Genomic DNA, 18,205 nt, shown 5'->3' with positions numbered 1-18,205 from the left:
GGCGGCTCGCCAGAAAGTCAGCGCGGGCGAAGTGCGTCGACCTGCTCCTGCAGCAGGCGCACGGTTTCTTCGAGTGCGGCCACGCGTGCGGCCAGCCCGCTGCCCGCGGCCGATGTCTCCGTCACCGGCGCCGATGCGTAATCGGCCACGTCGATGGGGCCGCACAGCAGGTGCATCCAGCGCACCTCGCGTGAACCCGACACACGTGGCAGGGCCTGCACCAGCGGTCCGCCTTTTTCTTCCGGCCGCTCGGCCAGTTCATCCAGGAAAGCCTCGACCGAACCGATGTCGGCGAAACGGTGCCAGCGTTCGGTGTGGATGCGCAGTTCGCCGGCGGTCTGCGGACCGCGCAGCATCAACATGCCGAGGAGGGCGGCGGCCGCACCCGGCACGCCGATGCCGCGTTCTGCGTTGTGCTCCCAGCGGGTGGCGCGGCCGCCGCTGGTATCGAAGGCCAGCGTCAGGCTGCGCAGGGCGTCCAGCGCCTCCTGGGCTTGGGCATCGTCGACCTGCATCACCGGGTCGCGGCTGGATTTCTGGTTGCAGCCGGACACCACGCCGTTGAGGGTCAGCGGATAACTGTCAGGCACGGTGCGGGCCTTTTCCATCAGCGTGCCCAGCACGCGGGCTTCGATCTGGGTGAGGGGGCGCAAGGGCATGTCGGACTCGGTTGGGTAAATGCGGCGGGCGGACCGCGATAATGCCGCCCGATGAAAAACGTGGTGATTCTGATCTCAGGCGGCGGCTCCAACATGCAGGCCATCGTGCGTGCCGCGCAGCGGGACGACTGGGCCGGCCGGCACGGTGCGCGTGTGGCGGCGGTGTTGAGCAACAAGCCCGATGCCAGCGGCCTGGCCTGGGCGAAACAGCAGGGCATTCACGCCGAGGCGCTGGATCACCGTGATTTCGAGAGCCGTGACGATTTCGATGCGGCCCTGGCAAAGGCCATCGACAGGCACCAGCCGGAACTGCTGGTGCTGGCCGGTTTCATGCGGATCCTGGGGGACGCGTTCGTGGGTCGCTATGCCGGCCGGATGGTGAATATCCATCCGTCGCTGCTGCCGGCCTTTACCGGTCTGCACACGCACCGGCGCGCCCTGGAAGCGGGTTGCCGGGTGGCGGGTGCGACCGTGCACCGGGTGACGGCTGACCTGGACCTGGGGCCCATCCTGGGCCAGGCGGTGGTGCCGGTGCTGCCCGGTGACACCGCCGAAACCCTGGCCGAAAGGGTGCTGGCGCAGGAACACCAGCTGTATCCGCGGGTGCTGGCGGAATTGCTGGCCTGAAGCCGCTCCGGCTCTCAGGCGACCTTGCTGACGGTGCCGCCGGTGGCTGAGCCGGACGAGTTGCCCGCGCTGACCTGGTCGTATTGCTTCAGCACCTGCTGCGCCAGTTGCTGCAGGTCGTAGCGCTGGGTCACGGTCTGGTCGGTGGTGCTGGTCGTGCCTTCGGAACTACCGTCCGACAGCGATACCGTCGAGGACGAATAACCCGTCGAAGACGGTTGCATCGAAGCCATCGCGGACTCGACCATCTGCTGCAGCGTGGCCAGCTCGTTGTCGTCGATGCTTCCGTTGCTGTTGCCGTCCACCGCACCGAACAATGCTGACGTGGTGTTGTCCACTCCGGTCCGGGTGCTGGTGTCGTCGCTGGCGCCTCGAGAAAAAAGCGAGGGCGGCGGCGGCAGGCGGCTGGCGTCCTGCGTGGTCGATGCGCTGCCCGTGTCGTATTGCGACTGCGTAAGCCTGGTGGAGTTGTTGGCGTTTTGCTGCGCCAGCCGAAACAGGGCTGCGTCGTCCGCTGCGGCGGTCTTGGTATTGGACTTGTCGGTCCATGCGTTCTGGGCGTTGTTGTTGATTCCGGTGATGGCGGTCATGGCGTCATTCCTGCTGATGGTCACGGCGAATTCTTAGGAGATCGTCGTAAGCTGAGTGTGTATCTCCGGTGTACAGATTGGTACAAAACCCTGTTCCAGCAGGGGAAGAGACCGGTCAATGTCCGTTTTTTCAGCATGCCGGGCCTCTGGTGCGACGGCCGGCAGGGGTGGACAATCGGGTCATGAACCATCGCCCGCACATCCTGGTGGTTGACGACGACCAGGACATCACCACGCTCCTCAGCGATTATCTCGAACGTTTCGGATTCACCGTCCACACCGCCAGCGACGGCAACGGCATGCGTGAACATATCGCCCGCCAGGCGATGGACATGGTGGTGCTGGACGTCATGTTGCCCGGCAGCGACGGATTGATGCTGGCCCGCGAAGTCCGCCAGCATTCGCGTGTACCCATCATCATGCTGACCGCCCGCACCGGAACCCATGACCGGGTGGTAGGCCTCGAACTGGGCGCCGACGACTACATGGGCAAGCCTTTCGAGCCGCGCGAACTGGTGGCCCGCATCAACACTGTTCTGCGCCGCATCCCCGCCGGACGCACCGCGCACCCTGCCGACGACGGTGTGGTGCGTTTCGACGGCTGGGAACTGCGCCGCGACGAACGCCGCCTGACCTCGCCCGACGGCTTGGTGGTTCCGCTTTCCAATGCCGAATACCGCCTGCTGACCACCTTCCTGTCGATGCCGCGTCGCATCTTCACCCGCGACCAGCTGATGGAACGCGCACGCGGTCGGGCGATGGAAAACTTCGAGCGCAGCATCGACCTGCTGGTGTCGCGACTGAGGCAGAAGCTCAGCGACGACCCCCGCGCACCCTCGATGATCCGCACCGTGCGCGGCGCGGGTTATGTGTTCGACGTGCGCTCCGTGCAGCCGCAGGTCGGGCTGCACTGAGGTTTGGTCCGGTTTCCAGTGGTTGATTCGTGATTCCGGAGCGCGGCATGCCTTTTGACTTCCGGCAGCGGGTTCGCAGCCTGGCAAAACGCGCCTTGCCGTCCAGCCTCTTCGGTCGGCTGGCCATGCTGCTGTTCGTGGTGGTGCTTGCCAGTCATGCTCTGGTGCTGACGGTGATGGTCGAGTTTCATCCGCCGCCGGATTTCGTCCATCGGCATCACGAGATGCCGGCGGGCGCGACCGGTCCGGCGCAGGCAGACGAGGCCGATCACATCGGTCACGGGCCTGGCGGCATGCCTTTCGATGCAGGCATGTTGTTCGACATCGGCGTGCGCCTGGCCGCATTGCTGTTCGCCGCGTGGATCGGTGCGCGCTGGCTCTCGGAGCCGGTTCAGCGGCTTGCGGACGCCGCGCGTGAACTCGGGCGTGACATCAATCACCCGCCACTGGAAGAAGCCGGCACCGCAGAGTGCCGCGAAGCCACGCGGGTCTTCAACGGCATGCAGGCGCGCATCCAGCGGCAGATTGCCGACCGTGACCGTTTTGTCGCCGCCGTCTCGCACGATTTGCGCACGCCTCTGACCCGGCTGCGCCTGCGGGCGGAATCCCTGGAAGACCCGGAAGACCGCGCCGGTTTCCGCCGCGATATCGGCGAGATGGACACGATGATCCGCGACACCCTGGACTACCTCCTGGGCGTGGCGCAGGGCGAGGCGAATGTGCGTTTCGACATCGACTCCCTGGTGCGCACCATTGCGGACGACCACGACGAATCGGGCAGCGAAGGGCTGATTACCGTAAGCGGAGAAGCTGAACCGCTGACGGGCCAGCCACGCGCGCTCGGTCGCTGCATCAACAACCTGGTCGAAAACGCCCTGCGTTACGGCGGCTGCGCCGAGATATCGCTGATCGATTCGGAACACAGCCTGGTGGTGTCCATCGCCGACCGCGGGCCGGGCGTGCCGCAGGAAGAACTACAGCACCTGATGAAGGCCTTCTACCGTGTCGAGTCCTCGCGCAACCGCCATTCGGGCGGGGTGGGTCTGGGTCTGTCGATCGCCCAGGAGATCGTGCAGCGCCACGGCGGCGAATTGCTGCTGTCCAACCGTGCATGCGGCGGTCTGGTCGCAGAACTGCATTTCGTCCGGCAGACCGAAAAGACCAGTGCCGCGGCCGCTACGGCCGGTGGCCGTTCTGCGTTGGCCTGAAGCCACGAAAGACCTTTTCCAGGCCTTGGCCGGCGGGATGGGACAATCGGGTCATGCATCCCAACGCCTTACTGGACGCCTGTTCCGACCTCGTCGGCCGCGTCCTCGTCTTCGACCATCCTGCCGACGCCGTGGTCTCGCGTTTTTTCCGCGAGAACCGCGCACTCGGTCCACGCGAACGCAACACGCTCGCCGAAACCACCTACAACGTGTTGCGCCGCAAGCTGTTGTACGAATACCTGGCCCGTTCCGGCACCGGGCCGAAGGCGCGTCGGCTCGCCATCCTGGCTTTCCACGGACCGCGTGAATTCCTGCGCAGCGCGCTCAACGAACAAGAGCGCCAATGGCTCGAACAGTGCGACGCCGTCAAGCCGTCCGAACTGATGGAGCCGCATCGGCACAACCTGCCCGAGTGGCTGGCCGCCCCGTTGAAGGCTCAGGTCGGTGCTTCCGGTTTCTGGGCGCTGGCCGAAAGCCTCCAGAAGGCCGCGCCGCTCGACCTGCGGGTGAATGCACTGCAGGCCAAACGGTCTGACATGCGGGCCGAGCTGAAGAAAGCCGGCATCACCGCGGACGTCACGCCTTATTCCCCCTGGGGCTTGCGAATCGACGGCAAACCGGCACTGAACAAACTGGATGCCTTCACCCGTGGCGCAATCGAGGTGCAGGACGAGGGTTCGCAGTTGCTGGCCTTGTTGCTGGATGCGCATCGTGGCGAAATGGTGGTCGATTTCTGTGCAGGCGCCGGCGGAAAGACGCTGGCCATCGGTGCCACCATGCGTAATACCGGCCGTCTTTATGCTTTCGACATCTCCGGACACCGGCTGGACGCGCTCAAGCCACGCCTGGCACGCAGCGGGCTGTCGAACGTGCATCCTGCCGCCATCGCGCACGAGCGTGACGAGCGTGTGAAACGCCTGTCGGGCAAGATCGACCGGGTTCTGGTCGATGCGCCTTGTTCCGGTCTGGGAACCACACGGCGCAACCCCGACCTGAAATGGCGCCAGTCGCCCGATGGCATTGCCGAACTGACGGCCAAGCAGACCTCCATCCTGGCCAGCGCAGCGCGCCTGGTGAAGCCGGGCGGTCGTCTGGTCTATGCCACCTGCAGCATCCTTCCGGAAGAAAACGAGGCCATCGCCGCTGCGTTTTCCGCGGAGCACGGCGACTTCACGCTATTGCCAGCCGCTGAATTGTTGACACAATTGAAGATCGCCGATGCCGAAAAACTGTGCAGCGGCCCTTCTGGTGAAGGTGAATATCTGCGGCTATGGCCGCATATCCATCACACAGACGGCTTTTTCGCCGCCGTCTGGACACGTAAACCGTGACATTGGTCCGCAAGTAAAGACCTGCAAACCCCGGGTAATGCGAACTTAAGCCCGATGGCTCGCTCTAAAATTCGAGGTGCTGAATTTTTCGGCATCCCGGGTTCCCGTACCCACAACCACGGCGGTCACCCCGCCGCGAGGCTCTTACCCTATGTTTGTATTTGACTCGGCTGTCTTCAACGCCGCCATAGAATTGCTCAGCAATGGTTTGCTGGGCTGGACATGGTGGGAGATCGTCCTGTACACATTGCTGACAACCCACATCACCATTGTGGCGGTCACGGTGTTTCTGCATCGGTCGCAGGCTCACCGCGCGCTTGATCTGCACAAGATTCCGCAGCATTTCTTCCGTGCCTGGCTGTGGCTCGGCACCGGCATGGTCACCCGCGAATGGGTCGCCATCCATCGCAAGCACCACGCCAAGTGTGAAACCGAAGAAGATCCGCACAGCCCGCAGACCCGTGGCATCGACACGGTGATGTGGCGCGGTGCCGAGCTTTATCGCGCCGAAGCCAAGAACAAGGAAACCATCGCCAAGTTCAGCCACGGTGTGCCCAATGACTGGATCGAACGCAATCTGTACAGCCGCTACAGCTGGCAGGGCGTCGGCGTGATGCTGTTGTTGAACGTCGCACTGTTCGGCATGCTGGGCCTGGCCGTCTGGGCGGCTCAGATGCTCTGGATTCCGTTCTGGGCAGCCGGTGTCGTCAACGGTCTCGGCCATTACTGGGGTTACCGCAACTTCGAAGCCACCGATGCCAGCACCAACCTGTCGCCCTGGGGCCTGATCATCGGCGGCGAAGAACTGCACAACAACCATCACACCTACCCGACCTCCGCGAAGTTCTCCGTGAAGCCATATGAGTTCGACATCGGCTGGCTCTACATCACGCTGATGCAGAAGGTGGGCTGGGCGACGGTGAAGAAGACCGCTCCCAAGCTGCAGACCGGTGAGATCAAACCGGTGGCCGATGAAAAGACGCTCGAGGCGTTGATCACCAACCGCTACGAAGTCATGGCCGGTTTTGCCCGGGGCGTTCGCCGGGCGGCTCGCGAAGAGCTGGTGGCATTGAAGGCAAAACAGGCTGACGTCTCCAACCTGGTAGCTGCCAAACGCTGGTTGCACCGTGACGTCGAAAAGGTGCCTGCCACCGTGCTGCCGCAAGTGGCCGAGGCCCGCGCCGCGCATCCGGTGCTCGACAAGATGCTGACCATGCGCGAAGAACTGCGCCAGCTCTGGACCAACACCACTCATTCGCGTGAACAACTCACGACCGAACTGCAGGCTTGGTGCCGTCGGGCTGAAGAGAGCGGCATCGCCGCTCTGAAGGATTTCTCGATCAGGCTGCGAGCAGCCCACGCCTGAACATCAGGCTGCGGTCGCCAGTGACCGCCAGAGTCTTGCCGCCATCGCGGCAAGGCCCTGGCGGTTTTTTTGCGTCTGCGCGACAGGGCCGACCGGCTTCTCGAGCCAGAAGCCGCCGCCATGGATCGATGCAATGGCGACGCACTGGCTGTCGGACACGCGGATCGCCTGGCCGGTCGACAGGCTCACGACCGCGCCTGAGAGAGTGAAGCGCACTTCGATGGCGCCCTGGCGGCAACGGAGTTCGCTGCCGGCATCGAGGTTCATCAGCCGTTGTTCGTAAGCGGCGACGGTCTGGAAAGAGGTGTTTGGGTGAGGCATGCTGAGCTCCTGCTTTGGAGCCACTAGCGTAATTTTTTGCCTATATTTTCGGCAGACACAGAATTTGACCGTTTGGACCGTATCAGGGTTAATGGCTAGACTCTGTTCTGGTCGCTTTCGACCTCCGCTGTATCTGTTGCGGTACAGCACCCGGCAGGCATTATCTGCCTCATGCTGTCACCCATGAGCCTTGCCCAAAACCCTGCGTCGGACGATCTCCTCTACCGGCGACTTGCCGCACACTATGGTTCCGCCATCGAGCAGGGCGCCTTGCCGCCGGGAAGCCGGATGCCTTCGGTGCGAGAGTTGATGTTGCGGCACCAGGTAAGTCTTTCAACCGGTTTGCAGGCATTGCGCTGGATGGAAGAACACGGGCAACTGGAAGCACGGCCGCGGGTAGGTTACTTTGTGCGCGATCCGGCGCTGGCACGCATGCCGGCGGCGCGGGAACCTGAAATCGAGCATGCGCTGGACGAGGTGGACGCAGCCCCGTTCAGTGGCATCAACCAGCGTATTTCGCTTTTCCTCGAAAAGGCCCGCCACACGACGGTGCTGGTCGACCTGGGTGGGGCCATGCCAGCGCCTGAACTCTTCGATGCGGCGGCGCTGAACCGGTCTGCAGTGGCCTTGTTGAAAGAGCAACCCAACATCCTTCTGCATGGAGCTTCCATTCCCGGAACGCATCCCGAGTTCCAGGCGGCCATGGCGTTGAGGGCACTCGCATGCGGGATTCGTATCGCGCCGGAAGACGTCATGGCGACGCTGGGCAATTCAGAGGCGGTGAACCTGGCGTTGGCGGCAGTCGCTTCCCCGGGTGACATCGTCGCGGTCGAATCGCCGACCTTCTTCGGTCTGCTGCAAGCGGTCGAAACCCAGGGTCTGCGCACGCTGGAGATTCCCAGCAGCCCGCATACCGGCATGTCGCTGGAGGCGCTGGAACTGGCGGTGCGCAGCCAGCCACGCATGAAAGCGGTGATCGTGGTGCCGCATCTGCAAATGCCGACCGGCTGTGTAATGCCGGACGCGCACAAGGAGCGCCTGGTAGCGTTCTGCACCGAACACAGGCTGGCCCTGATCGAGGATGACATCTACCGCGATCTGATCGACGCGCCCTATCCCACCAAGCCCGCGAAAGCCTGGGACACGGAGGGGCAGGTGATCTATTGTTCGTCGTTCAACAAGACGTTTGCGCCTGGCCTCAGACAAGGTTGGATGAACGCCGGCCGTTGGCACACCCGCGTGCAGATGCTGAAGTTTTCGCGCACCCGCAACATGCAGAGTTGGTCGCAGTTGTTGACCGCCCGCGGTGTGACCGGCGCCCCCTATGACCGCCGGTTGCGCAAGTTGCGTGCGGCATTGCGGGAGCAGCGAGAACGCAGTGCGCAGGCTATTGCCAATCATTTTCCGCCAGGGGTACGACTGAGCCTGCCGCCGGGCGGTCTCAGCCTTTGGCTCGAATTGCCTCCGGGCGCGTCGTCCACGCTGTTGTTCGAACAGGCGCTGGCCAAGGGCATCCGTATAGCGCCCGGACCGATGTTTTCGAACAGCGGACGCTACGAGCGTTTTATTCGTCTCAGCTGCGGCCTTCCGTTTTCCCCGGCGGTAGAAGAGGCCTACCGCGAATTGGGCCGGCTCATACGGGCCATGATCTGAGGTCTTGTGGGTTGACCATGACGCGCACGCGGACAAGGCTCGGGCTATAATAGGCGGTTGTTCGCTCCTTCTTCTGCCGAGTCTTTTCTGCAGCGTTCCAGCAGGAGCGTATTTACCGGATTTTCATTGCGTCTGGTGAGCCGTCCGCACGGTTGCTCACTTACCTTCTTGGCAGATGTGTGGCCGGATTTTCGGCATGGTTCGCCGACGTGCGCCAGGCGATTCCCCAAATTGAGAAAGACTACATGGCAAAAGAGGAACTGATCGAGATGCGTGGAAAGGTGGACGAAGTTCTGCCCGATTCCCGCTATCGCGTCACCCTGGAAAACGGTCACCAACTGGTGGCCTATACCGGCGGCAAGATGCGCCGTCACAACATCCGCGTGATTGCGGGCGACGCCGTTTCTTTGGAAATGTCGCCCTACGACCTGAGCAAGGGTCGTATCGTTTTCCGCCACATCGCCGGTCGCCCGCCGATGAACCCCAACCGCTGATCCTGCGGTTTTGGCGAACAGGCGCTGCTGATGGCAGCGCTTTTTTTTGCGCGTCTTTTTTCCGGCCTTTTTTGTGAGCGGCTGGATCATTCGGCCAATAAAAAAGCCGCCCGACTCGCGTCTGGCGGCTTCTTGTCAATCGCGCTGAATTACTTCAGCTTGATTTCCTTGTACTCGACGTGCTTGCGAGCCTTCGGATCGAACTTCGAAATCGACATCTTTTCAGGCATCGTCTTCTTGTTCTTGGTGGTGGTGTAGAAGTGGCCGGTTCCAGCAGTGGATTCCAGCTTGATCTTTTCGCGTCCGCCTTTGGTTGCCATGGTGCAATTCTCCTAAGGTTTAAGCTTGACCGCGTGCGCGCAGGTCTGCGAGCACGGATTCGATACCGTTCTTGTCGATCAGGCGCAGGGCAGCACCGGAAACTCGCAGGCGAACCCAGCGGTTTTCAGATTCGACGAAGAAACGACGGTATTGCAGGTTCGGCAGGAACCGGCGCTTGGTCTTGTTGTTGGCGTGGGAAACATTGTTCCCCGACATCGGGCCTTTGCCCGTTACTTCACATACGCGTGCCATTGAGGTCACTCCGATATCTAACCGGCCAACCAGGAAATGATTGGCCTCACCTCGCCAGGAATGGGTGGCGGTAACCCGAAATTTACCGAAAAAACCAGCACGCCGGATAAATCCGTAGCACTACTCAACTCAGCAAAGCCTGCGATTATAGCCCGGCCGCCCGCGGGAGGCAAAACGATCGGTCAGACCAGGCTTTCCTGTTCCAGGAAACGTTGCGCGTCCAGGGCCGCCATGCAGCCCGTGCCGGCGCTGGTGATGGCCTGGCGATAAATGTTGTCCTGCACGTCACCGGCAGCAAAAACACCCGGCACGCTAGTCATGGTGGCAAAACCCTGCAGGCCCGAACGGGTGACGATGTAGCCGTCCTTCATGTCCAGCTGTCCCTGGAAGAGCTCCGTGTTGGGATGGTGCCCGATAGCGATGAAACAGCCTTGCAGCGCAAGGTCTTCGGTGGTGCCGCTGACCATGTGTTTCAAGCGTACGCCGGTGACGCCGCTCGGGTCGCCCAGCACTTCGTCGAGCACGCTGTGGACCTTCAGCTCGATCTTGCCGGCGGCGACCTTTTCGGCCACCTTGTCCAGCATGATGGGTTCGGCGCGGAACTTGTCACGGCGGTGCACCAGGTAGACCTTGCGGGCGATGCCGCTCAGGTAGAGCGCCTCTTCCACGGCGGTGTTGCCGCCGCCGACCACACACACATCCTGGTCGCGGTAGAAGAAACCGTCGCAGGTGGCGCAGCCTGAAACGCCGCGGCCCATGAAGGCCTGCTCGGACGGCAGGCCGAGGTATTTGGCAGAGGCGCCCGTCGCGATGACCAGCGTGTCGCAGGTGTATTCGCCGCCGTCGCCCGTCAGCTTGAATGGCCGTTCGCTGAAATCGACTTTGTTGATGTGGTCGAACACGATCTTGGTATTGAAGCGCTCGGCGTGCTTCAGGAAACGCTGCATCAGCTCGGGACCCTGGACGCCGTCCACGTCCGCCGGCCAGTTGTCGACTTCGGTGGTCGTCATCAGCTGGCCACCCTGGGCCATGCCGGTGATCAGCAGCGGCTGCAGATTGGCGCGGGCAGCGTACACGGCGGCGGTGTAGCCGGCGGGGCCGGAGCCGAGGATGAGGACTTTGGCGTGCTGGGCAGTAGACATAATCGATGCAGTTATGTGGCGGAAACCGGGCGGCATTCAACCATCCGGCGGGCGCGAGGCGCGGAGTATGACGTTTCCAGCTGCGGCACGGGCCCGCTGGTTTCAATCGCCACAATTGTAAGAATCGATCCTGGAAGGAAGAAACGCCTCATGGCCCTGGTTTCCGATCTGGACCTGCTGCGCAGGGTGCCTCTTTTTGCATTGCTGACGGGCGAGCAAGCGGATTTTCTCGCCAGCGCCGTCACCAAGAAGCGTTTTCGTCGGGGCGAGGTACTGGTCGAGCGCGGCCAGCATTCGGCGGGTCTCTATGTGCTGGTGTCCGGCCGCGCGCGCGTTCTGGCGGCGGATGCCCGGGGTCGCGAGGTGATTTTCACCAGCCTGCGGCCCGGCGATCCGGTCGGCGAAATGAGCCTGATCGACGGCGAGCCACATTCCGCCACGGTGGTGGCCGAGGTGCAGACCGACGCGCTGTTGCTCGACCGCGAGGCATTCCTGCGGTGCCTGCCGGCCGAAGGCTCGGTCGGTCATTCGGTATTGATCGGCCTGGTGCAACGTTTGCGGAATGCCGACCGCACCATCGAGTCGCTTGCGTTGATGGATGTCTACGGCCGCGTCGCCAGGGTGCTGATAGACAGCGCCACGCCAGCGCCCGACGGCCACGGGGTGGTGGCGCGGAAGGTGTCGCGGCAGAACATCGCCCGCATGATCGGCGCGTCGCGCGAGATGGTGAGCCGGGTCATGAAGGATCTCGAATCGCGCGGTTTTTTCGAGACCCGGAACGACGGTTCCATGCAGATCCCGTCCGGCCGTCTCGAAGCGCTGGCCGGGGATGCCGTTCCCGAGGGCGTCGCAGATGAAGCCTGACGCATGGGGTAAGCTTGTTCGCGCTCACATATGACTTATTCACTCGACACACTCAACGCCCGCGGCGGCAAGTCCAAACCGGCAGAACGCGGAGCGGTCGGCGGTTTCGCACACGAGGTCGCCCTGCTGGTCGGCTTGATCGCAATGGTCTTCTGGCTGATCTCCATGTTGAGTTATTCAGCGCTGGATCCGGCCTGGTCCACCACCGGAGCGCCGGGCGTGACCGCCGTCGGCAACTGGGGCGGCCGCGTCGGGTCGGTGCTGTCCGATGCCAGTTACTTCCTTTTCGGTTTTTCGGTCTGGTGGTGTTTTGCTGCCGCGGTGCGTTCCTGGGTGGCTTCGCTGGCGCGCTGGATGCGGGGCGGCATTCCAGCAGACAACGCCGGCAGCTGGACGGCCCATCGTGCCGTTTTCTGGATCGGCCTGGTGTTGCTGATGCTCGCCAGCACCGCGCTCGAATGGACCCGGCTCTATCGATTCGAACAATTGCTGCCAGGCCGCCATGCCGGCGGGGTGATGGGTTTCGTCACCGGCCCGGCCGCCATGCGCTGGCTGGGTTTTGCCGGATCCGGCCTGCTGTGCATCGTGCTGGTGGTGGTGGGGGCATCGCTGGCATTCCGTTTCTCCTGGGGCACCCTCGCCGAGGTGCTGGGCGCGCGCCTGTATTCGCTGGTGCAGAGCCGCCGTGAAAAACGCGAGATCAACCAAGATAAGGAAGTCGGCAAACGCGCGGCCCGCGAACGCGAGGAAGTGGTGATCGAAGAGCGTGCCGAAATCGACCACCATCCGGTGCGCACGCCGCCGGTGTTGACGGAACCGGTGCTGGTGACCGAACCGGTACTCAGCGAACGGGTGGCCAAGGAGCGCCAGAAACCCCTGTTCACCGAAATGCCGGACAGCAACCTGCCGCAGATCGACCTGCTGGATGCGGCCCAGCAGCGCCAGGAAACCGTGGCCCCCGAGACGCTGGAAATGACCAGCCGCATGATCGAGAAGAAGCTGAAGGACTTCGGCGTGCAGGTGCATGTGATTGCGGCATCGCCCGGCCCGGTGATCACGCGTTACGAGATCGAGCCCGCGGTCGGCGTGAAGGGGTCCCAGGTCGTCAACCTGGCCAAGGACTTGGCGCGTTCGCTGTCGCTGGTGTCGATCCGTGTCGTCGAGACCATTCCCGGGAAGAACTTCATGGCGCTCGAACTGCCGAACGCCAAGCGCCAGACCATCCGTCTATCGGAAATCCTGGGTTCGCAGGTCTACCACGACGCCAAGTCGATGCTGACCATCGCCCTGGGCAAGGACATCATCGGCAACCCTGTGGTGGCCGACCTGGCCAAGATGCCCCACGTGCTGGTGGCCGGCACTACCGGTTCGGGCAAGTCGGTGGGTATCAACGCCATGATCCTCAGCCTGCTGTACAAGGCCGACGCGCGTGACGTGCGACTGCTGATGATCGACCCGAAGATGCTCGAAATGTCGGTCTACGAAGGCATTCCGCACCTGCTGGCACCAGTGGTGACCGACATGCGTCAGGCGGCGCACGGCTTGAACTGGTGCGTGGCTGAAATGGAGCGCCGCTACAAACTCATGAGCAAGCTGGGCGTCCGGAACCTGGCCGGCTACAACGCCAAGATCGACGAAGCCAAGGCGCGCGAGGAATTCATCTACAACCCGTTCAGCCTGACGCCGGACAGCCCCGAGCCGCTCGACCGCCTGCCGCACATCGTGGTGGTGATCGACGAACTGGCCGACCTGATGATGGTGGTCGGCAAGAAGATCGAAGAACTGATCGCCCGCCTGGCGCAGAAGGCCCGCGCCGCCGGCATCCACCTGGTGCTGGCGACCCAGCGGCCCAGCGTGGACGTGATCACCGGCCTGATCAAGGCCAACATCCCGACCCGTATCGCGTTCTCGGTGGGATCGAAGATCGACAGCCGGACCATCCTCGACCAGATGGGCGCGGAGGCGCTGCTGGGCATGGGCGACATGCTCTACATGGCCAGCGGCACGGGCCTGCCGATCCGGGTGCACGGTGCCTTCGTCAGCGACGAGGAAGTGCACCGCGTGGTCAAGTACCTGAAGGAGCAGGGCGAGCCCAACTACATCGAGGGTGTGCTGGAAGGCGGCACCGTCGACGGCGACAGCACCGACTACCCGGGCAGCGATGGCGGCGACCCTGCTGCAGAAAAAGATCCGATGTACGACCAGGCGGTCGAGGTGGTTCTCAAAAACCGCAAGGCCAGCATTTCGCTGGTGCAGCGGCACCTGAAGATCGGCTACAACCGCGCCGCGCGGCTGGTCGAGGACATGGAAAAGGCCGGCTTGGTGAGTTCCATGAACGGCGCCGGCCAGCGCGACATATTGGTGCCGAACCGGAACGCCGAAGACTGACTGTCCGATTACCCGGCGTCGCAGCGTTGTTACAAACGCTTCGCCGGGTCTTCACCCTTGTCCGGCAAGATTTGCCGAACACCGACTCCGGAACCGCCGATGACTTTTGTTTCCCGTTTCCCGCTGCGCTCCGGCGCCTTCGCCTTCGCCGTGTTGCTCGGCACCTCCGCCACATGGGCGGACGGCCTGAGCAGCCTCGAAGGTTTCATGCGGACCGCCAAGACCGGCCGGGCCGACTTCACCCAGGTCGTAACCGCCCCCGCTCGCCAGGGCGAGACGGCGCGCACCAAGCGGTCGGAAGGCACCTTCGAATTCCAGCGGCCGGGACATTTTCGTTTCGTCTATAGCAAACCCTTTGCACAGACGCTGGTGGCCGACGGCCGTACGCTGTGGCTTTACGACGTCGACCTGCAACAGGTGACGGCCCGCGACCAAGCCCAGGCGCTGGGTTCCACGCCGGCCGCGCTGGTCGCCTCCAGCGCCGACATCAAGGCGCTGGAAAAGGACTTCACGCTGGTATCGGAACCTGAACGCGACGGCCAGCAATGGGTGCTGGCGACCCCGAAGACCAAGGACGGTCAGTTGCAGTCGGTGCGCGTCGGCTTGCGCGGCGACCAGCTTGCATCGCTCGACATACTGGACAGCTTCGGCCAGCGCTCGGTCTTGAACTTCACCAACATCCAGACCAACGGTCCGGCGGCCAGCTTCAGCTTCACGCCGCCGGCCGGCGTGAGTGTTGTCAAACAATAAATCCGCATATCGATCCTCGATAATCGAGGTTTGAATTTCGCGGCCCGAGGCCGGCGACATGAAACCTTTTTCTCAGGGGTCGGGCGTGCTGCTGGAACGCCTGGCGCGTTTCTTCCGGGTTGCCGAGTGGCAACGCCTGCTGCTCTGGTCCATCGTGGCGGGTCTGCTGGGCGCGCTGGCGACCGAATTGTTTCGGATGGCGCTGGCTGCGGTGGATGTCGGCCTGTTCGGCAACAGCGGCGGATTGGTCGAGATTGCGCGTGGCCTGCCGGTCTGGGCCCGGGTGGTCACTCCGGCTGGCGGCGGCCTGCTGGCCGGGCTGTTGCTGGTGCTGGCTCGGCGTACCACGCAGCAAAAAGCGACCTCCGACTACATGGAAGCCATCGTCCTCGGCGACGGGCGGATCCCGGTGGCGCAGACGCTGGCGCGCAGCGCGTCTTCCCTGGTCAGCATTGCCAGCGGCGGCTCCATCGGCCGGGAGGGATCGATGGTGCAGCTGGCGGCGCTTGGCACATCGCTGGTGGGGCGCTGGTTCCGTTTCCCGGTCGGCCGCCTGCGCCTGCTGGTGGCCTGCGGTGCCGCCGCCGGCCTGACGGCTGCCTATAACGCGCCCATCGCCGGCGCGTTTTTCGTGGCCGAGATCGTGCTGGGTTCCATCGCCATGGAAAGCGTCGGACCGATCCTGGTGGCGGCGGTGGTGGCCAACGTGCTGATGCGGCAACTGCCGGGTTACCAGGCGCCGTACGAGATGCCGTTTTTCCCGGCAGTCTATGGACCCGAGGTGCTGCTTTTCGTGTTGATGGGGGTGTTGCTGGGCGGCTGTGCCGCGCTGATGCTGCGTGGGCTGGCCAGCAGTCGCGCCGCCTTTGCCAGGCTGCCTATCGCCTTGCCTTGGCGGCTGGCTCTGGGCGGCTTGATCGTCGGCGGAATATCGGTTTGGTTTCCCGAGGTCTGGGGCAACGGCTACAGCGTCGTCAATTCGGTGCTGCACGGCAGTTTTCCGTGGACGGTGCTGGCCGGCCTGCTCATCGCCAAGGCGGCTGCCACGCTGGCGACCACCGGTTCGGGCGCGGTCGGCGGCGTCTTCACTCCGGCGCTGTTTTTCGGTTGCCTGGTCGGCGCCTTGTTCGGCACGGCGGTCCACGGCATATGGCCCGACAGCACTTCCGAGCCTTTTGCCTACGCCATCGTCGGCATGGGGGCGTTGCTGGCGGGCGCGGCCCAGGCACCGCTGATGGCGATCCTGATGGTCTTCGAGATGACACTGAGCTACCAGGTCATGCTGCCCCTGATGGCGGCGAGCGTCGTCGCGTATTTCGTGGCCCGCTCGGCGCGTGTCGGCTCGATGTACGAGATCACCGTTCGCCGCCAGGAGCAGCAGGACGAACGCCTGCGCCTGCGCGGCCAGCATGTGCGCGACCTGCTCGAACCTGCACAGACGGTGGTGCTGCCGCAGGCCGACCTGGAGGAGATGAACCAGCTCTTCGTCACCTATCCGGTGAAGTACCTTTACGTGGTCGACGAAGACATGCGTTACCTGGGCGTGGTGCCGCTGAAATCGCTGAGCGCCGCCTCGGGCCTCGCGGTGCCTGGCCACACCACGGCGGGTGAACTGCTCAGCCAGGACATCCAGCCGCTGACGGCCGGGACCGACCTGGAGCAGGCGCTGCAAAGCCTGCTGCATCACCGGGGCGAACGCCTGCCAGTGATCGAAAGCACCGACAGGCCGGTGCTGCTCGGTGCCGTCACCAAGACGGCGGTGCTTTCCACCTATGTCAGCCTGAGCGAGTGAGCGAGATGAAGAGTGACGCTACCGTCTGCAACCAGCCTCCCCGGTGGGTCGCGCTATAACCGCCGGATGGCGAAACTGACAAGACAAGCTACTGCCCGGACGGGCGCCTTTCGACTGCAGAAGGCCAATCATGGCTGACCTGTTCACACGTGAACCCGATGCACCGCTGGCCGAAGCCTTGCGGCCCAGGACGCTGGACGAAGTCGTGGGCCAGTCCCACCTGCTGGGCGAAGGCAAACCCCTACGCCTGGCTTTCCAGTCGGGCCGGCCGCATTCGATGATCTTCTGGGGGCCGCCCGGAGTGGGAAAGACCACCCTGGCGCGGCTGACCGCCAATGCCTTCAAATGCGAATTCATCGCGCTTTCGGCGGTCTTTTCGGGCGTCAAGGACATTCGTGCATCGATGGAACAGGCCGAACAGAACCTGGCCATGGGCAAACACACCATTCTGTTCGTGGACGAAATCCACCGCTTCAACAAGTCGCAGCAGGACGCATTGCTGCCCTATGCCGAAAGCGGCCTGGTCACCTTCATCGGCGCCACCACGGAGAACCCTTCTTTCGAGGTGAATTCGGCCTTGCTGTCGCGCGCCCAGGTGTATGTGCTGAAGTCGCTGACGGACGACGAATTGAAGCTGCTGCTGAAGCGGGCACAGGAAAAGGCGCTGGGCCATCTCGAGTTCGACGACCTGGCGCGCGACACCCTCATCGGTTATGCCGACGGCGATGCCCGGCGGTTCCTCAACCTGCTGGAGCAGACCGGAACGGCGGCGCAGGCATCGGACATCACCGTCATCACGGCGGAGTTTCTGCAGAACGCCCTGACCCTCAACTCCAGGCGTTTCGACAAGGGCGGCGACAACTTCTACGACCAGATATCGGCGCTGCACAAGTCCGTGCGGGGCTCGCACCCGGATGCCGCGCTCTACTGGCTGACCCGCATGCTCGATGGCGGTGCCGACGCCCGCTATCTTTCGCGCCGCATCGTCCGGATGGCCTGGGAAGACATCGGACTGGCCGATCCGCGTGCCATGCAGATCGCCAACGATGCAGCCCTCACCTATGAACGCCTCGGCAGCCCAGAGGGCGAACTGGCGCTGGGCCAGGCGGTCATCTACCTCGCCATGGCGGCCAAGAGCAATGCCGGCTACAACGCATACAACGCGGCCAAGGCCTTCGTGAAGAAGGACAAGAGCCGCGAGGTGCCGGTGCATCTGCGCAATGCGCCCACCAGGTTGATGAAGGAGCTCGGCTACGGGCACGAATACCGGTATGCCCATGACGAACCCAATGCCTACGCCGCCGGAGAGACCTATCTGCCGGACGACATGGCCGCACCCGGCTGGTACAGGCCGGTTTCGCGCGGGCTGGAAATCAAGATCGGAGAAAAGCTGAACCAGTTGAAGCAGTGGGACGAGGACGCCGCAACGGGGTGAACTACCAGGGACGTGAGCGGCGTTCTTGCTGACACAATGCGCCGGCCGGCGTTACTGGCGGGTTTATTGCTTACCTCTGTTGGGACATCCACAGATCC

18 protein-coding genes are annotated in these 18,205 nt (G+C 63.5%); 12 read left to right on the top strand and 6 right to left on the bottom strand.

Translation table 11 applies throughout. From position 1 onward, the window contains the following. Positions 1 to 17 precede the first annotated feature (17 nt). On the bottom strand, positions 18 to 659 hold the full coding sequence (locus AC3ANW_RS15895; RefSeq protein WP_488341815.1) for a YceH family protein: 642 nt from the start codon (positions 657 to 659) through the stop codon (positions 18 to 20). A gap of 51 nt (positions 660 to 710) precedes the next feature. Here AC3ANW_RS15895 and purN point away from each other — a divergent pair, with 51 nt between their 5' ends. Then, positions 711 to 1,286 (top strand): phosphoribosylglycinamide formyltransferase, encoded by a 576-nt coding sequence (gene purN / locus AC3ANW_RS15890; protein WP_488341814.1) that lies wholly within the window; start codon positions 711 to 713, stop codon positions 1,284 to 1,286. A 14-nt stretch (positions 1,287 to 1,300) separates the two neighbouring features. Here the strand turns inward: purN and AC3ANW_RS15885 are convergent, their stop codons facing one another. Beyond that, positions 1,301 to 1,876, bottom strand: coding sequence for a hypothetical protein (locus AC3ANW_RS15885; RefSeq protein WP_488341813.1), 576 nt, complete (start codon positions 1,874 to 1,876; stop codon positions 1,301 to 1,303). Between the two features lie 182 nt (positions 1,877 to 2,058). On the opposite strand from AC3ANW_RS15885, the gene AC3ANW_RS15880 reads away from it, so the two are divergent. From AC3ANW_RS15880 to AC3ANW_RS15865, 4 genes are all read left to right on the top strand, one after another. Continuing rightward, positions 2,059 to 2,790 (top strand): response regulator, encoded by a 732-nt coding sequence (locus AC3ANW_RS15880; RefSeq protein ID WP_488341812.1) that lies wholly within the window; start codon positions 2,059 to 2,061, stop codon positions 2,788 to 2,790. 47 nt (positions 2,791 to 2,837) lie between these two features. Beyond that, positions 2,838 to 3,998, top strand: a complete 1,161-nt coding sequence (locus tag AC3ANW_RS15875; protein WP_488341811.1) for an ATP-binding protein — start codon at positions 2,838 to 2,840, stop codon at positions 3,996 to 3,998. 53 nt (positions 3,999 to 4,051) lie between these two features. Further along, positions 4,052 to 5,329 (top strand): RsmB/NOP family class I SAM-dependent RNA methyltransferase, encoded by a 1,278-nt coding sequence (locus AC3ANW_RS15870; protein WP_488341810.1) that lies wholly within the window; start codon positions 4,052 to 4,054, stop codon positions 5,327 to 5,329. A 151-nt stretch (positions 5,330 to 5,480) separates the two neighbouring features. Further along, positions 5,481 to 6,695, top strand: a complete 1,215-nt coding sequence (locus tag AC3ANW_RS15865) for a DesA family fatty acid desaturase (protein WP_488341809.1) — start codon at positions 5,481 to 5,483, stop codon at positions 6,693 to 6,695. A gap of 3 nt (positions 6,696 to 6,698) precedes the next feature. On the opposite strand, the gene AC3ANW_RS15860 is transcribed toward AC3ANW_RS15865, so the two are convergent. Then, the gene (locus AC3ANW_RS15860) at positions 6,699 to 7,016 is read right to left on the bottom strand and encodes a hypothetical protein (protein WP_488341808.1); all 318 of its coding nucleotides are present in this window, start codon (positions 7,014 to 7,016) and stop codon (positions 6,699 to 6,701) included. A gap of 183 nt (positions 7,017 to 7,199) precedes the next feature. Between AC3ANW_RS15860 and AC3ANW_RS15855 the strand changes: the two genes are divergently transcribed. Both AC3ANW_RS15855 and infA read left to right on the top strand, forming a co-directional pair. Further along, positions 7,200 to 8,669, top strand: a complete 1,470-nt coding sequence (locus AC3ANW_RS15855; RefSeq protein WP_488341807.1) for an aminotransferase-like domain-containing protein — start codon at positions 7,200 to 7,202, stop codon at positions 8,667 to 8,669. 245 nt (positions 8,670 to 8,914) lie between these two features. Next, positions 8,915 to 9,163, top strand: a complete 249-nt coding sequence (infA, locus tag AC3ANW_RS15850) for a translation initiation factor IF-1 (protein ID WP_318631483.1) — start codon at positions 8,915 to 8,917, stop codon at positions 9,161 to 9,163. Positions 9,164 to 9,312: 149 nt separating this feature from the next. On the opposite strand, the gene rpmG is transcribed toward infA, so the two are convergent. The 3 genes from rpmG to trxB all read right to left on the bottom strand — a co-directional run bounded on the left by rpmG (position 9,313) and on the right by trxB (position 10,878). Beyond that, positions 9,313 to 9,483: a 50S ribosomal protein L33 gene (gene rpmG, locus AC3ANW_RS15845; RefSeq protein ID WP_160554085.1), complete on the bottom strand. Its 171-nt coding sequence runs from the start codon at positions 9,481 to 9,483 to the stop codon at positions 9,313 to 9,315. A gap of 19 nt (positions 9,484 to 9,502) precedes the next feature. Next, positions 9,503 to 9,736, bottom strand: a complete 234-nt coding sequence (gene rpmB, locus AC3ANW_RS15840) for a 50S ribosomal protein L28 (RefSeq protein WP_488341806.1) — start codon at positions 9,734 to 9,736, stop codon at positions 9,503 to 9,505. Between the two features lie 182 nt (positions 9,737 to 9,918). Further along, a complete protein-coding gene (gene trxB, locus AC3ANW_RS15835) occupies positions 9,919 to 10,878 on the bottom strand; it encodes a thioredoxin-disulfide reductase (RefSeq protein ID WP_488341805.1) in 960 nt (319 codons plus the stop codon). A 150-nt stretch (positions 10,879 to 11,028) separates the two neighbouring features. Here trxB and AC3ANW_RS15830 point away from each other — a divergent pair, with 150 nt between their 5' ends. The 5 genes from AC3ANW_RS15830 to AC3ANW_RS15810 all read left to right on the top strand — a co-directional run bounded on the left by AC3ANW_RS15830 (position 11,029) and on the right by AC3ANW_RS15810 (position 18,107). Next, a complete protein-coding gene (locus AC3ANW_RS15830; RefSeq protein WP_488341804.1) occupies positions 11,029 to 11,742 on the top strand; it encodes a Crp/Fnr family transcriptional regulator in 714 nt (237 codons plus the stop codon). A gap of 30 nt (positions 11,743 to 11,772) precedes the next feature. Further along, the gene (locus AC3ANW_RS15825; RefSeq protein ID WP_488341803.1) at positions 11,773 to 14,130 is read left to right on the top strand and encodes a DNA translocase FtsK; all 2,358 of its coding nucleotides are present in this window, start codon (positions 11,773 to 11,775) and stop codon (positions 14,128 to 14,130) included. Between the two features lie 99 nt (positions 14,131 to 14,229). Beyond that, the gene (gene lolA / locus AC3ANW_RS15820; RefSeq protein WP_488341802.1) at positions 14,230 to 14,880 is read left to right on the top strand and encodes an outer membrane lipoprotein periplasmic chaperone LolA; all 651 of its coding nucleotides are present in this window, start codon (positions 14,230 to 14,232) and stop codon (positions 14,878 to 14,880) included. A 58-nt stretch (positions 14,881 to 14,938) separates the two neighbouring features. Beyond that, on the top strand, positions 14,939 to 16,672 hold the full coding sequence (locus tag AC3ANW_RS15815; RefSeq protein WP_488341801.1) for a ClcB-like voltage-gated chloride channel protein: 1,734 nt from the start codon (positions 14,939 to 14,941) through the stop codon (positions 16,670 to 16,672). A 130-nt stretch (positions 16,673 to 16,802) separates the two neighbouring features. Next, the gene (locus AC3ANW_RS15810) at positions 16,803 to 18,107 is read left to right on the top strand and encodes a replication-associated recombination protein A (RefSeq protein ID WP_488341800.1); all 1,305 of its coding nucleotides are present in this window, start codon (positions 16,803 to 16,805) and stop codon (positions 18,105 to 18,107) included. Positions 18,108 to 18,205: the final 98 nt, after the last annotated feature.

This window comes from Xylophilus sp. PBN-3R (assembly GCF_057747805.1).
This window is presented reverse-complemented; position numbering and strand designations above follow the sequence as displayed.

Bases quoted from the DNA above. Each gene is read 5' to 3' on its own strand.
- AC3ANW_RS15895 (WP_488341815.1), bottom strand. From the start codon at position 659: ATGCCCTTGCGCCCCCTCACCCAGATCGAAGCCCGCGTGCTGGGCACG.
- purN (WP_488341814.1), top strand. From the start codon at position 711: ATGAAAAACGTGGTGATTCTGATCTCAGGCGGCGGCTCCAACATGCAG.
- AC3ANW_RS15885 (WP_488341813.1), bottom strand. From the start codon at position 1,876: ATGACCGCCATCACCGGAATCAACAACAACGCCCAGAACGCATGGACC.
- AC3ANW_RS15880 (WP_488341812.1), top strand. From the start codon at position 2,059: ATGAACCATCGCCCGCACATCCTGGTGGTTGACGACGACCAGGACATC.
- AC3ANW_RS15875 (WP_488341811.1), top strand. From the start codon at position 2,838: ATGCCTTTTGACTTCCGGCAGCGGGTTCGCAGCCTGGCAAAACGCGCC.
- AC3ANW_RS15870 (WP_488341810.1), top strand. From the start codon at position 4,052: ATGCATCCCAACGCCTTACTGGACGCCTGTTCCGACCTCGTCGGCCGC.
- AC3ANW_RS15865 (WP_488341809.1), top strand. From the start codon at position 5,481: ATGTTTGTATTTGACTCGGCTGTCTTCAACGCCGCCATAGAATTGCTC.
- AC3ANW_RS15860 (WP_488341808.1), bottom strand. From the start codon at position 7,016: ATGCCTCACCCAAACACCTCTTTCCAGACCGTCGCCGCTTACGAACAA.
- AC3ANW_RS15855 (WP_488341807.1), top strand. From the start codon at position 7,200: ATGAGCCTTGCCCAAAACCCTGCGTCGGACGATCTCCTCTACCGGCGA.
- infA (WP_318631483.1), top strand. From the start codon at position 8,915: ATGGCAAAAGAGGAACTGATCGAGATGCGTGGAAAGGTGGACGAAGTT.
- rpmG (WP_160554085.1), bottom strand. From the start codon at position 9,483: ATGGCAACCAAAGGCGGACGCGAAAAGATCAAGCTGGAATCCACTGCT.
- rpmB (WP_488341806.1), bottom strand. From the start codon at position 9,736: ATGGCACGCGTATGTGAAGTAACGGGCAAAGGCCCGATGTCGGGGAAC.
- trxB (WP_488341805.1), bottom strand. From the start codon at position 10,878: ATGTCTACTGCCCAGCACGCCAAAGTCCTCATCCTCGGCTCCGGCCCC.
- AC3ANW_RS15830 (WP_488341804.1), top strand. From the start codon at position 11,029: ATGGCCCTGGTTTCCGATCTGGACCTGCTGCGCAGGGTGCCTCTTTTT.
- AC3ANW_RS15825 (WP_488341803.1), top strand. From the start codon at position 11,773: ATGACTTATTCACTCGACACACTCAACGCCCGCGGCGGCAAGTCCAAA.
- lolA (WP_488341802.1), top strand. From the start codon at position 14,230: ATGACTTTTGTTTCCCGTTTCCCGCTGCGCTCCGGCGCCTTCGCCTTC.
- AC3ANW_RS15815 (WP_488341801.1), top strand. From the start codon at position 14,939: ATGAAACCTTTTTCTCAGGGGTCGGGCGTGCTGCTGGAACGCCTGGCG.
- AC3ANW_RS15810 (WP_488341800.1), top strand. From the start codon at position 16,803: ATGGCTGACCTGTTCACACGTGAACCCGATGCACCGCTGGCCGAAGCC.